Origin of the sequence: Streptomyces sp. NPDC052721 (genome assembly GCF_040678315.1) — a bacterium.
Lineage (GTDB): Bacteria > Actinomycetota > Actinomycetes > Streptomycetales > Streptomycetaceae > Streptomyces.
Genome location: NZ_JBFATL010000010.1, coordinates 1 through 12,589 on the forward strand (window position 1 = coordinate 1; position 12,589 = coordinate 12,589).

The 12,589-nt window shown below is 70.6% G+C and carries 12 protein-coding genes and 2 pseudogenes; 8 read left to right on the plus strand and 6 right to left on the minus strand.

Translation table 11 applies throughout. The features are described 5' to 3' along the window. Positions 1–232 precede the first annotated feature (232 nt). The 4 genes and pseudogenes from AB0L21_RS12180 to AB0L21_RS12195 all read right to left on the minus strand — a co-directional run bounded on the left by AB0L21_RS12180 (position 233) and on the right by AB0L21_RS12195 (position 2,410). Positions 233–449 (minus strand): annotated as a pseudogene (locus AB0L21_RS12180) (hypothetical protein). A 142-nt stretch (positions 450–591) separates the two neighbouring features. Then, entirely contained in the window at positions 592–960 is a 369-nt protein-coding gene (locus AB0L21_RS12185) for a nuclear transport factor 2 family protein (RefSeq protein WP_365783710.1), read from the minus strand. A gap of 32 nt (positions 961–992) precedes the next feature. Beyond that, the gene (locus tag AB0L21_RS12190; RefSeq protein ID WP_365707340.1) at positions 993–1,922 is read right to left on the minus strand and encodes an NADP-dependent oxidoreductase; all 930 of its coding nucleotides are present in this window, start codon (positions 1,920–1,922) and stop codon (positions 993–995) included. A 17-nt stretch (positions 1,923–1,939) separates the two neighbouring features. Further along, positions 1,940–2,410, minus strand: a complete 471-nt coding sequence (locus AB0L21_RS12195) for a MarR family transcriptional regulator (RefSeq protein ID WP_365707342.1) — start codon at positions 2,408–2,410, stop codon at positions 1,940–1,942. 156 nt (positions 2,411–2,566) lie between these two features. Here AB0L21_RS12195 and AB0L21_RS12200 point away from each other — a divergent pair, with 156 nt between their 5' ends. The 8 genes and pseudogenes from AB0L21_RS12200 to AB0L21_RS12235 all read left to right on the plus strand — a co-directional run bounded on the left by AB0L21_RS12200 (position 2,567) and on the right by AB0L21_RS12235 (position 9,932). Next, entirely contained in the window at positions 2,567–3,787 is a 1,221-nt protein-coding gene (locus tag AB0L21_RS12200) for an MFS transporter (protein WP_365783712.1), read from the plus strand. A gap of 59 nt (positions 3,788–3,846) precedes the next feature. Beyond that, positions 3,847–4,270: pseudogene (locus AB0L21_RS12205) on the plus strand (heme-binding protein). Between the two features lie 143 nt (positions 4,271–4,413). Continuing rightward, the gene (locus AB0L21_RS12210) at positions 4,414–5,241 is read left to right on the plus strand and encodes an aldo/keto reductase (protein ID WP_365783714.1); all 828 of its coding nucleotides are present in this window, start codon (positions 4,414–4,416) and stop codon (positions 5,239–5,241) included. A gap of 125 nt (positions 5,242–5,366) precedes the next feature. Further along, positions 5,367–6,404 (plus strand): TIGR03571 family LLM class oxidoreductase, encoded by a 1,038-nt coding sequence (locus AB0L21_RS12215; RefSeq protein WP_365707350.1) that lies wholly within the window; start codon positions 5,367–5,369, stop codon positions 6,402–6,404. Between the two features lie 419 nt (positions 6,405–6,823). Further along, positions 6,824–7,252, plus strand: a complete 429-nt coding sequence (locus tag AB0L21_RS12220; RefSeq protein ID WP_365783716.1) for a universal stress protein — start codon at positions 6,824–6,826, stop codon at positions 7,250–7,252. A 311-nt stretch (positions 7,253–7,563) separates the two neighbouring features. After that, a complete protein-coding gene (locus AB0L21_RS12225; protein WP_365707354.1) occupies positions 7,564–8,745 on the plus strand; it encodes an adenosylhomocysteinase in 1,182 nt (393 codons plus the stop codon). Positions 8,746–9,159: 414 nt separating this feature from the next. Then, the gene (locus AB0L21_RS12230; RefSeq protein WP_365783718.1) at positions 9,160–9,444 is read left to right on the plus strand and encodes a hypothetical protein; all 285 of its coding nucleotides are present in this window, start codon (positions 9,160–9,162) and stop codon (positions 9,442–9,444) included. Positions 9,445–9,551: 107 nt separating this feature from the next. Beyond that, positions 9,552–9,932 (plus strand): substrate-binding domain-containing protein, encoded by a 381-nt coding sequence (locus AB0L21_RS12235; protein WP_365783720.1) that lies wholly within the window; start codon positions 9,552–9,554, stop codon positions 9,930–9,932. A gap of 577 nt (positions 9,933–10,509) precedes the next feature. Here the strand turns inward: AB0L21_RS12235 and AB0L21_RS12240 are convergent. Together AB0L21_RS12240 and AB0L21_RS12245 are read right to left on the minus strand one after the other, a co-directional pair. After that, a complete protein-coding gene (locus AB0L21_RS12240) occupies positions 10,510–11,004 on the minus strand; it encodes a PaaI family thioesterase (RefSeq protein ID WP_365707360.1) in 495 nt (164 codons plus the stop codon). Between the two features lie 25 nt (positions 11,005–11,029). Further along, entirely contained in the window at positions 11,030–12,217 is a 1,188-nt protein-coding gene (locus AB0L21_RS12245) for a PLP-dependent aminotransferase family protein (RefSeq protein ID WP_365783722.1), read from the minus strand. Positions 12,218–12,589: the final 372 nt, after the last annotated feature.

Sequence of the window (12,589 nt, forward strand, 5' to 3'; positions counted from 1 at the left end):
GCGGCCCGTACGACCAACTGCCGTGGCGGCCGGGCGTCCTCACCCTGCAGCGCTGACCTTCCCGATTCACGGTGACCGTGATGTGGTGCGGTCCGGCGACGCGTAGACGAGCGGTTCACGGCGTGGGCAACTCCCCCTGCTGACCGATCCTCACCGCCTTGAGGAACCCCAGCCGTGCATCGGCTGGGGTCCTCTCTCTTGTGGACTTTCATCGTGGGTACGGACCGAAGCACTACGACACCACCGGGGATCCGCTTGCCGGCCGCGATGTGCCGTAGCACACGGCACGGAAACCGAGGTGGGCCTCGCGCAGCTCCTCCGACGGGGCAGTCCTCCACCGAGGGCAGGCCGTTGGCCGCGATGTCCTCCGGGACGGCTGCGAACTGGTCGGTCCTGTCCCGGGTCTGGGCCGCTTACGCGCGCAACCCGTCGGCGGTCCCGGGCTCCAGCTGCTGCCGGGCGTGGTCGGCGGGTGCCGGCTCCGCGCCACCGGGGGTGGCCCGCGGCCGGCCCGCTCCAGGCGCACCGCATCGGCCGGCAGTCCGCCCACCACCCGGGTGTCCGGTGCCGGACCCTTGGGTCGGTCAGTGATCAGTGATCAGTGATCAGGGTGTAGCGGACGGTCTGGGCTTGGATGAGCCCGTCGCGGAAGACGAAGGTGTCGACGCCGTCTTCCACACGGCGCCCGGTCGGGCTGGCCGCGGACCATTCGAGAAACAGTATGTCGCCGGCGAACTGCGGCTTCAGTTCCCAGTCGGCATCCGGGAGGTCGGCCAGCAGCTTGCCGATGGCCTCTTTGACTCCTTCGCGGCCGTGCAGGGTGCCGGACGGTGTGATGAAGACGGCGTCCTCGGCATAGTTGGCAGCGACGCGGTCGAGATCTCCCGTACCCAGGCGGGCACCGTGGTCAGCGAATACCTCCTGTGGACGACGGTGGTCCGATGGGGTGGGTGTTGTCATGACGTGCTCCTTCGCATAGGGGCCGGGGCCGTTCAGTGCCCGGGGACCGACAGGACGAGCTTTCCCCTGGTGTGACCGCCCTGGCTGATGCGCCACGCTTCCGCGGCCTCGCGCAGGGGCAGTACACGGTCCAGATGGACGGTCAGCCGACCTTCGTCGGCCAGGGCGGCCAAGGCGGCGAGATCGGCCCGGTCCGGCCGCACCCATACGTAGTGCCCGCCCTTGGCGGCGGCTTCCGGGTCGACGACAGAGGCCAGCCGGCCGGGGTCTTCGAGCAGGTCGAGCGAGACGTCCACCGCGTCGTGCCCGGCGAAGTCCACAGCGGCATGCACCCCTTGGGGGGCCTGCTCACGGACACGGTCACGCAGGCCGGCCCCGTAGGTCACGGGGACGGCACCCAGGGATCGGAGGAAATCGTGGTTGCGCTCGCTCGCCGTTGCGATGACCCGTGCCCCGAGGGCGGTGGCGATCTGGACTCCGAACGAGCCGACACCTCCGGCCGCGCCGTGAATGAGCACCGTCTCGCGCGGCTGGAGGCGGGTGCGCTGGACGGCCTGGTAGGCGGTGAGCCCCGCGAGGGGTACGCCCGCCGCTTCCTCCCAGGTCAGCGCGGCGGGCTTGGGGGCCAGCAGACGCACGTGCGCGGAGACCAGCTCGGCATAGGCGCCGAACTGAGCCCAGTCCTTGCGGATGTAGCCGAATACCTCGTCGCCGGGGGCGAACTCGGTGACGTCGAAACCCACTTGCTCGACGACGCCTGCCACGTCCCAGCCGGGAATCAGCGGGAAGCCGGTCTCCATGACGGCGTCGAGCCGTCCTTCGGCGAGCTTCCAGTCGACCGGGTTGACCCCGGCGGCCTTCACACGGACGAGGACTTCGCCGGGTGCCACTTTCGGGTCCGGCAGCTCTGTCCATTCGAGGTCTTCGGTACGACCGTACCGGCGCAGTGCCATGGCTTTCATGTACGGACGTGCTCCTTTCAGGCGGCGACTGCGATAGAGGTGGGCGGCGACTGCAGAGTCCGGACCAGCGGTTCGAGCCTGACATCCTGAGCTGCCTCGGCGAGTGCCGCCCGCAGGGCGGTGTCGTGAGTGGGGCGCGCCGCCTCAAGCAGCTCCCTGCCCGCGTCGGTGACGTCGGTGTAGATCCCGCGGCGGTCGGTGGGGCACAGGTAGCGGGACAGCAGTCCGCGGTCCTCCAGGCGGGTGACCAGGCGTGTGGTGGCGCTCTGGCTGAGGACGACAGCGTCGGCGACCTGTTTCATCTGCAGGTGCCCTCCGTCTCCGTCGTGCTGCCGGCTGAGCACGTCGAGCAGCGCGTACTCACGGGCGCTCAGGCCGTGACCGGTTTCCAGAACGCGTTCGAGGTGCGTCTCGATCTTGCCGTGCAGCAGAGAGAGGGCACACCAGCCCTGAGCCAGAACGGAGAGCGCTGGGGCGGTGGCGGTCACAGGAGCCTCCTTCGGCGGCGGGCCAGTCGAAGGCCAGCATAATTGCAGGCAGTGTCTATTGCAAGCAGTCACATCCCGCGCTTGCCTATATGGAGCGTCTGCAAGTAATGTCGTCGCACGTAAGCGTCCCACGCAATCGTTCGAAGGGCTCTCCCCATGCCTCTCGCGCTCCTGGCCCTGGCCATCGGGGCCTTCGGGATCGGCACCACCGAATTCGTGATCATGGGCGTGCTGCCCCAGGTCGCGGACGACTTCGGTGTCAGCATCCCCACCGCCGGCTGGCTGGTGTCCGGCTACGCGCTCGGCGTCGTCATCGGTGCCCCGCTGCTCACCGTGCTCGGCACCAGGGTGTCCCGCAAGAAGATGCTCATGTTCCTCATGGGCCTGTTCATCGTGGGCAACGCCCTCTCGGCCTTCGCCCCGAGTTTCGGCCTCATGCTCATCGGCCGGGTCATCGCCTCCCTCGCGCACGGCGCGTTCTTCGGTATCGGCTCCGTGGTCGCCGCCGACCTGGTCGCCCCCGAGAAGAAGGCCTCCGCCATCTCCCTGATGTTCATGGGCCTGACCGTCGCCAACATCGTCGGTGTCCCCGGCGGCACCTACATCGGACAGGCCGCCGGCTGGCGCCTCACCTTCACCCTCGTCGCCGCTCTCGGCGTGATCGGCCTTCTCGGCGTCGCCAAGCTCGTCCCCGAGCAGGGCAAGCCCCAGGCCGGGAACGTCCGTGCCGAATTCGCCGCCTTCAAGAATGTGCAGGTCTGGCTCGCCATGGCGATGACCGTCCTCGGCTACGGCGGTGTCTTCGCGGCCATCACCTACATCACGCCGATGATGACCCGGGTGGCCGGCTACCCCGAGGGCGCTGTGACCTGGCTGCTCGTGCTGTTCGGCGTCGGCATGTTCCTCGGCAACCTGCTCGGCGGCAAGTTCGCCGACCGGGCCCTGATGCCGATGCTCTTCACCACCCTGGCGAGCCTCGCCGCGGTACTGCTGCTGTTCACCGCGACCGCCCACAACAAGGTGCTGGCGGCGATCACCCTCACCCTGATCGGCGCGCTCGGTTTCGCCACGGTGCCGCCGCTGCAGAAGTGGGTCCTCGACCAGGCCTCGGCCGCCCCGACCCTGGCCTCGGCCGCCAACATCGGCGCCTTCAACCTCGGCAACGCGCTGGCGGCATGGCTCGGCGGTGTGGTGATCGCAGCCGGACTCGGCTACACCTCGCCGAACTGGGTCGGTGCCCTGCTCTCCGGCACAGCCCTGCTGCTGTCCTTCCTCGCCGCGTTCCTCGACCGCCGCGCGCGCCGGACCCCCAGCACCGTCATGGCCGGTTCCACGCACGCGCCGGCTCAACCGACCAGCGCCCCGAGCGGCCACTGACCCCGCGCCCACCTGGCCGGACCAGACCCCGACCCCACGAACGAAGCGAGCACCACGCCATGAGCACCCCCGCCACCGTCGCCCCGCTGACCACCCACGACGCGGAGGCTCTGATCACCGCCGCCCGTCGTGCCGCGGAGGCGGCCGGGGCCACCGTCAGCGTCACCGTGCTCGACGCCGGCGGTCACCTTCATCGCCTTCCGCCGCGACCACCGCGCCGTGCTGATCTCCGGGGAGACCAGCACCCGCAAGGCGTACACCGCGCTCCAGCTCAACGCCCCGACCGCCGACCTCGTCGACCTGGTCAAGCCCGACGGCCCGTTCCACAGCCTGCCCACCGCCCTCGACCGGCCACTGCTGTTCATCGCCGGCGGCCTGCCCGTCCACCGCGACGGCCGCCTCATCGGCGCCATCGGTGTCGGCGGCGGCACCCCTGAGCAGGACCACGGATTCGCCGCCACGGCACTCGGCACCCTCGCCTGAGGACATCCCAGCCCGCAGTGCCAAGCAGCGCCCGACCACCCACACGGAGCGGCCGGGCCCGCACCGCGGCAGTTCAGGGCGCACTCCGGGCGCACCGGAGGGGCCCTGCCGGTACCACCCGTCCCTACGCAAGGAACTCGCGCATGACCGCTCCTGTCCCCACCGTCACCCTCCACAACGGCGTCGAGATCCCCCAGCTCGGCTTCGGCGTCTTCCAGATCCCCGACGCCGAGACGGCCGCGGCCGTCTCGGCCGCTCTGGAGGCCGGCTACCGCTCCATCGACACCGCCGCGATCTACGGCAACGAATCCGGAGTCGGCAAGGCCCTCGCCGGCTCCGGCATCCCTCGCGACGACCTGTTCGTCACGACCAAGCTGTGGAACGCCGACCAGGGGTACGACGCCACGCTCAGGGCCTTCGACGCCGGCCTGGAGAGGCTGGGACTGGACTACGTCGACCTCTACCTGATCCACTGGCCGACCCCGGCCCGTGACCTGTACCGGGAGTCATGGAAGGCCATCGAGAAGCTGGCCGCCAACGGACGGATCAGGGCCGCGGGCGTCTCCAACTTCCAGCCCGCGCACCTGAAGCGGCTGCTGGACGGCACCGACCTGGTGCCGGTGGTCAACCAGATCGAGCTGCACCCCGGCCTCCAGCAGAACGAGCTGCGCGCCCTGCACGCAGACCTCGGTATCGCCACCGAGGCGTGGAGTCCGCTGGCGCAGGGCGCCGTCCTCGGCGATGACGCGATCACCACCGTCGCCGCACGGCACGACAAGTCGCCCGCGCAGGTCGTCCTGCGCTGGCACCTCCAGCTCGGCAACATCGTCATCCCCAAGTCCGTGACGCCCGCCCGCGTGCGCGAGAACCTCGACGTCTTCGACTTCGCCCTGTCGGACGAGGAGATGGCCGCCATAGCCGCCCTCGACCGTGGTCTGCGCACCGGCCCGCACCCGGACACCCTCAACTAGTCCCTCTTGGCCGATGGGCGGGAGCGCTCCGCAGCGTCCCGCACGGCCTGCCCCGGACCGCGCGGGCGCGGCGGGCGGACCCGCCCGCACGAGCCGCTGTACCGACCTTGAAAGGTGTCGATCCGATGTCTCCCACTCCTACTGCCCTCGAGCGGCTCGTGAACCCCGCGGGTCTGCCGACCCTGGGCCTTGAGCTCCCTCTCGACAACGACTGGGGTCACACGCGCGTGCGCGCCGACCGGGCCGCCGGCCGTCCCTTCGGCGTCCCCGACCTGACCCGTCACGCCGAACTGGCGCGCCTCGCCGACACCTTGGGCTTCGCGAGCCTGTGGGTCCGGGATGTGCCCCTGTACGATCCCGAACAGTTCGGCGACGCCGGCTCCGTCTTCGAGGCCTTCACACATCTGGGTCATCTCGCAGCCGTCACCGAGCGGGTCGTGCTCGGGACCGGCGCCATCGTGCTGCCGCTGAGGCAGCCGCTGCTCGTCGCGAAGGCGGCGGCCACCGTGGACGTCCTCTCCGGCGGCCGGTTCGTTCTCGGGCTGGCCAGCGGCGACCGGCCGGTGGAGTACCCCTTGTTCGGCGAGGACTTCGAGACGCGCGGTGCCACGTTCCGCAAGGGCGTGGAGATCCTCCGCGAGGCCTGGGCCACCCGTGCGAGCGGGCAGGGCATCAGCCTGCCCGGCATCGGACTCGGCGCCGACCGCAACCTCGATGTGCTGCCCAAGCCGATGGGTCGGGCCGTTCCCATCGCCATCGCGGGGCATGCGCAGCAGTCCGCGGAGTGGATCTCGCGCAACGCCGACGCCTCCCTCAACTACCCCCGCCCTCTGGGCGCTCTACGGCTGAAGACCCGCGAGTGGCAGCAGCTCACCGCCGGGGCCCCCAAGCCGTACCTCACCCCGATGCAACTGGACCTCACCGAGGATCCGGCCGTCGCCGCGACCGCGATCCGGCTCGGCCTGCGCACCGGGCGTGAGGCCCTGGTCGACCACCTGCGGGAGATGGGCAGGCTCGGCGTCAGCCACGTCTCCTTCAACCTGCGGCCCGGCGATCGTCCCGTAGAGGAGGTTCTCCACGAACTCGCCGAGACGGTGCTGCCACACTTCCCCACCCCCGACGCGGCGACCGCAACCGGTGCGGACGCTGTCGCCGCGCTCTGACGTCACCGGGCAACGGCCTCGCAGCACCGGGGAGAGCACGCCGACCTCCGTGGGCCACGACCGAGGCGCTCGCCGCAGAGCGGTACCCCCACGGCGCGGGCCGGGATCAGGCCGGAGCGACGGTCACCTCCCTCGCCCCGGTGTCCCTCGACCCGGCCGTCGTCTCCCTGGCCCCGCGCTCCGGCAGCGCACGGCGGCGCAGGCTCGCCCCGGCGCACCTGTGGTCCTCATCGTCCCGGGCGAGCGGAACGCCACCGCCGCCGGGCTGCACGCCGATCCCGAGGCCTCCCTCGCCCACGACCCCCGACGGGGGCGGCCCCGTCCTCCACTCCCCATTCCATACCGGCCCGTGCCGCTCGCGTGAACACCGCGGCCCTCTTCCCCCCTGCAGACCATCTCAACTTCCAAAGGAGTCACTCATGTTCGAGAACATCGTGGTCGCCGTCGATTCCAGCGCGGGCGACACGGCCGCCCTGCGTACGGCCACTCGCCTGGCGCGGGCTTCGGACGGCGTCGTGCACGTTCTCCACATCGCCGTCACGGACATCGAGCACCACACCGTCGTGCGTCTGGAGGACACCGGCGCGGCGCAGCAGGTCCTCGACATCGCGGTCACGTCGGTCGCCGACGCCGGAGTCCGCTCGCAAGGACACCTCGCGGCAGGCACGGTCGGTGAGGTGCCCGGCATCATCACCGAGACGGTCCGGGACCTCTGCGCGGATCTGCTGGTGATCACCCCGCACAAGCGGAACATGTTCACCGCTTGGTTCACGCCCCGGGTGAGCGACGCGGTGACACACGTCAGCGGCATTCCCGTTCTCCTGGTACCCGACGGCGTCGACGCGTAGCGGGCAGCAGGGCGCCGGGGCACCGAGCTGGGGAGGGCTCACCGTCAGGCACCTCTTGCCCGAGTGAGGTTATGCGTATAACTTGCCCCCGGGGGAGTGGTTTCCCCGCGTCGCCCGGGCACAGAGAGGAGGTCACCGATGAACACGAGTCAGGCGAGCCGCCACCTGTGGATCTTCGGTGACCACTCCTTCCGCAGCGATTTCTACGGCTGACAAGAGGTTTCGCGTCGAGGGGACAGGTGTGCCCTCGACCCGGCTCCACGGCACCCGAGGTGCCCTGTCTCCCTCTTTCCCGGCCAAGGAACTCCGCCATGTCTCAGCTCACCCCTGCTCGCTGCCCGATCCCGCACGACGGCACCCAGTGGGCCGCCCGCCACATGCCGATGCTGGCAGCCACGATGCAGACGCACGCGTCGGCGTTCGCCGGCCGCCGTATCGGCATCTGCCTGCACATCGAACCCAAGACCGCCGTGCTGGTCGGTTACCTCGCCCAGGCAGGCGCCGAGATCGTCCTCACCGGGTCTCCCGGCACCACGCAGGAGGACACCGCGGACGCGCTGCGCGACTACGGCATCACCGTCGTAGGCCACCGCTCCGACGACCTCGCCCGGCACCGCGAGAACATCGCGCGCGTCCTGGACGCACAGCCTGACCTCATCCTCGACAACGGCGCCGATCTCATCGAGGGTGTCCTCGCCCGTGGCGGCCTGCCCGGCCTCCTCGGCGCCACGGAGGAGACGACCACCGGCGGCCTGCGCATCCGCTCCTGGGACAGCCGGCCGGACTTCCCCGTGATCGTCATCAACGACAGCCGCCTCAAGCTGCTGGTCGAGAACGAGTTCGGTGTCGGCCAGAGCGTCGTACAGGGCTTCATGAACGCCACCAACCTCATGATTCCGGGAGCCCGTGCCACCGTCGTCGGCTACGGCCCCTGCGGACGCGGTGTCGCGGACACGCTCGCCCACCTCGGCGCCCGCGTCGCGGTCGCCGACACGGACCCCTACCGCGCGCTGGAGGCGGTGATGGCAGGCCACCAGGTCGGCGCACTCGTGGACCTGCTTCCCCGCACGCGACTGCTCTTCCTGGCCACCGGCCATCCCGGCGTCATCGGTGCCGCGGAGCTCGCCGCGCTGCGCGACGGCACCGTCGTCGCCGGAGTCGGACACATGCCCTGGGAACTGGACGCGAACACGCTCGCCGAACACACCGCCTCCGTACACCGCTCAGGGCCCAGCGGACAGGAACGCGCCGTGCACCGACTGCGTGACGGCCGCGAGATCGTGATCCTCGCGGACACGAAGATGATCAACCTGACGGCGGCCAAGGGCAATCCGATCGAGGCCATGGACCTCGGTCTGACCCTGCAGGCACGAAGCCTCGCCGCGATCGCCACCGGCCACAGCCCCTCACTCGCGCCCGGTGTGCAGGCGGTGCCGGCGCCCATCGACAGACGGGTCGCCGCCGACCTGGTCGACACTCTGAGCCGCATCTGAGTTACTGACCCCGGCCCGTGCAGGCCTGATGCGTCCGGCCGTCCCCGGTCACATCAGGCCGTCCGGCGGGGTCCCCTTCCGGGAGCAACCTGGGCCGAAAGGCCGACGACTCTCTACGCCGATGCTTACGCCGGTCAACGAGGGCGGTACGACGCCGAGCGGAAGTTCGCTGCTGGATGAGACTGTTCGGGAAGGCCCACCCCGAGTGGGCTGATGAGCGCGACGACAAGGGGCAACGCCTGGTGGTCCTCCGCGGCCGTCACCGGAGCCGGCAGGTCGTGGACGCACCCCACCGCGTCGCCCTCGTCCGTGCCTGAGCCCGACTCCGACGCGGCCGGCTTCTCGAACACCCCGAGGCGGTCGCGGCATGAGCACCCTCGCGGCCCACGCCTTCAGCACCAGGCGGCTGGACTGATGTCGCTGCATGTCGAGCACGCCGGGGAGATGGCCGCGGTGCTGTCCGACCCGGCCCTGCGCACCTTCATCGGCGGCACTCCGGACACCCCGCAAGCCCTGCGCTCGCGCTACCAGCGCATGACCGCGGGCTCTCCCGACCCCGCCGTGTCCTGGCTGAACTGGATGATCCGGCTCCGTGCGGAAGCCTGCCTGACGGGAACCGTCCGGGCGACGGTCAGCCCCTGGAGCCAGGGCCCGTCGCCGACTGCGTCGACACCGTATCGACGCCTGCACGTTCTGTGACGGGACTTCGGCTGCGGAGACCACTTGGGACGGACTTTTTCCTGTCGACCGCGGTTGTCGCCGAGGCGAGTGGGGTGGGGCTTCGGTGAAGGGGCGGCCCCGCTCGCGTGAGCGGCCCCTCGGCGATCGTGACATGGTCGCGTGCGGCTGTGCCGGCGGCCTGCTCGCCCCCGGCCTCGCGCGACCGCCTCACCGCCCTGTTCACCACCGACAACGTGGCGACGCTCGGCACCCTGGACGCCCTGCTCGACCTCGACGCCCGCATCCCCGGCGATGTCCCGGTCATCGGCTTCGACGACGCGGAATGGACCACGCTCATCCGGCCGCGGCTGAGCGTGGTCAGCCAGCCCGTGCAGGAACTGGGCGGCCTGGCCGCGGACATCCTGATCCGCCGCATCAACGGAGCGGCTGCCCGTCCCCGCCGGCACACTCTGAACACGACGTACATCGCCCGTGAGTCGACAGGGCCGGTACCCGCTCGCATATGACGTCTACGGGCGCCGACGGACTGCCGCTGATCCGAGACCGCGCCAACGCGTACGGCGTCGGCCACCTGAGACGGGGAGGCCGTCGACGCAGGAGACGTTGAGCGGGGAGAAATCGTTGTGGCACACCGTCTCCGAGCCACCCGCGACCGGCATGCCAGCGGTCGCGTCGTGCTGGAAGGTGAGGCTTCTCGCGGTCCCTCGGCGTCGATTCCGAGGAGTCTCGGCGCGATGTCCGAGTCGATGTCCTCCAGGTGCTTGAGCAGCCGGTGCACGAACGGCGAGTGAGGTCCGAGCGGACGCCGCACCGTGTCCCCGACCTGGACGACTCCCTTCGTGTCCGGCCCCCGGTCAAAGGAATCTCCAGCGCCTGTTCCATGCGCGGCAGCACAAAGACCCTGGCGGCGCCGAGCCGGGTTGTCGTCCGGCGGGCCGGCGGGGGCTGTCAGCGGATCACCGGGTCCCGTGCCGCGGCGGCACGGTGCTTCGGCCGACGATGCCCCGGAGCCTCGGACGAACCGCGACACCCCGCACGCGGAGGAGGGACGTCCCCCGTGGTCACCCGTGTCGCTCCCGGCATCTACTCAGTGATCCCGCCGACCGCGTCGTTCTCCCCTCGCGGGTCGGACCTGCGGGGTACCGGGGGTACGGAGTAGGTGACCGTTGCGGTGGCGGCCAGGGCGCCGGCGCTGTCGCGGAGTTCGGCGAGGACGACACAGAGGCTCTTGCCGAACTTGGCCATCTTCGCGTGCGTGCGGAGCAGGCCGGGGCGGGGACGGCTGAGGTAGCTGATCTGGAGGGAGCTGGTCAGGGCCATGGGGGTGGGGCGGCCCAGGCGGGCGTTGATGAGGAGGAAGGCCGCCAGGTCGACGAGGGCGGCCTGTTCGGGGCCGGAGATGGTGCCGCCGGGGCGGGTGCGGAGGCGGGTGCCGTCGGCCTCCATGGTGAGGTGGGTCGTAGTGGCCTCGGTGACGTGGCAGGCGGCGTAGTCCTCGAAGTCCCGCGCGACCATCTCGTTGAGCGCGGCCGGAGTCATCGGGGCGTCGTCAACCAGGGTGGCCGACTCGGTGGGCATGGGGATCCCTTCTGGGACGCGTGGGTTACGCGAAGGTCTTGGCCAGACGGCGCAGGCCCTCGTTGATCTCCTCGGGGGAGTGGGTGGTGAAGGAGAGGCGCAGGGCGGTCGGGTCGGGGGTGCCGGCGAAGAACGGGGCCCCGGGGACGTAGGCCACCTCGTGGCTGATGGCGACGTGGAGGAGCTGGGTGGCGTCGTGGCCCTCGGGCAGGCTGACCCAGACGAACATGCCGCCGGCCGGGTGGTTCCAGCGGCTGCCGAAGGGCAGGGCGGTGGGCAGGCCGCCCAGGAGGGCGTCGCGGCGTTCCCGGTAGGCGTCGCGGAGGGTCCGGATGTGGGCGTCCAGGTCGCTGTCGCGCAGGTAGCGGGCGGCCACGGCCTGGTCGACGGTGGAGGTGTGGAGGTCGGCGGCCTGCTTGGCGATGACGCAGGCCCGGCGGAGGGCCGCGGGGGCGCGGAGATAGCCGAGGCGCAGGCCGGGGGCCATGATCTTGGAGAAGGAACCGAGCAGGACGGTGCGGTCGGACGCGGCGGGGGATGCTGCGATCCAGGGCACCTGCTCGCCGTCGTAGCGGAGTTCGCCGTAGGGGTCGTCCTCGACGATCCAGAAGCCGTGCCGGGCGGCGGCCTCGGCGACGGCGGTGCGCCGCGCGGCCGGGAGTGTGCGACCGGTGGGGTTCTGGAAGGTGGGGACCAGGTAGAGCAGTTTGGCTGGTTCGCGCGCGGCGATCTCGTCCAGGGCCTCGGGGATGATGCCGTCGTCGTCGGTCGGGACGGGGACGACGCGGGCGCCGGCGAAGCCGAAGGTCTGGAGGGCGGCCAGGTAGCAGGGGTCCTCGACGAGCACGACGTCGCCGGGTTCCAGGACGGTCGTGGTGATGAGGGTGAGGGCCTGCTGCGAGCCGGTCGTGACCATCAGGTCGTCGGAGCCGGTCGGCAGTGCGCGTGCCGTGAGGCGCTGCGCGATGGCCTCGCGCAGATCGGCGTCACCCTCGGTGGTGGAGTACTGCAGGGCTCGGCGCGGACCGTCGGCCAGTACGCGGTCGAAGGCGGCCCTGAGCCCGTCGACGTCGAACAGTTCCGGAGCCGGAAGTCCCCCCGCGAAGGAGATCACTTCGGGGCGTGCAGTGAGCGACAAGATGTCCCGCACCGGCGAGGAAACGACGTTGGCCAGGCGGGAAGCGACTGCGGGCGGGGGGACAGGAGGCTTCATGCGGCAAGCATATAGAGAAGCAGGTGGCTGTCCAGGCCATGGATGGGGCGGGAGTCATTGCGCGAGAACAGCCGGATCCGCCCGCTCCGGTTCTTCTCCGGCTCAGTATTCGAGACTCCGATGCCGTGTCGGGGGATTGTGTGCCGGAGCGTCTGACTTGTTTTCGGCGATGGAGTCCGAACGCACGCACCGGTCGCGGACGGTGGGGAGTCACCGCAGGTGGGTGGTGGGGGAAGGATCGCCTTCCGCGGGGGAGCGGGGGATCGTCCTTTGCGGCGGGGGGATGGGAAGGGGTGCGATCCCGACACCTTTCGACGGCACGTCGGCCACGTTGGCCGAGAGCTTTCCATTGATTGGCCGACTCGGATGTGT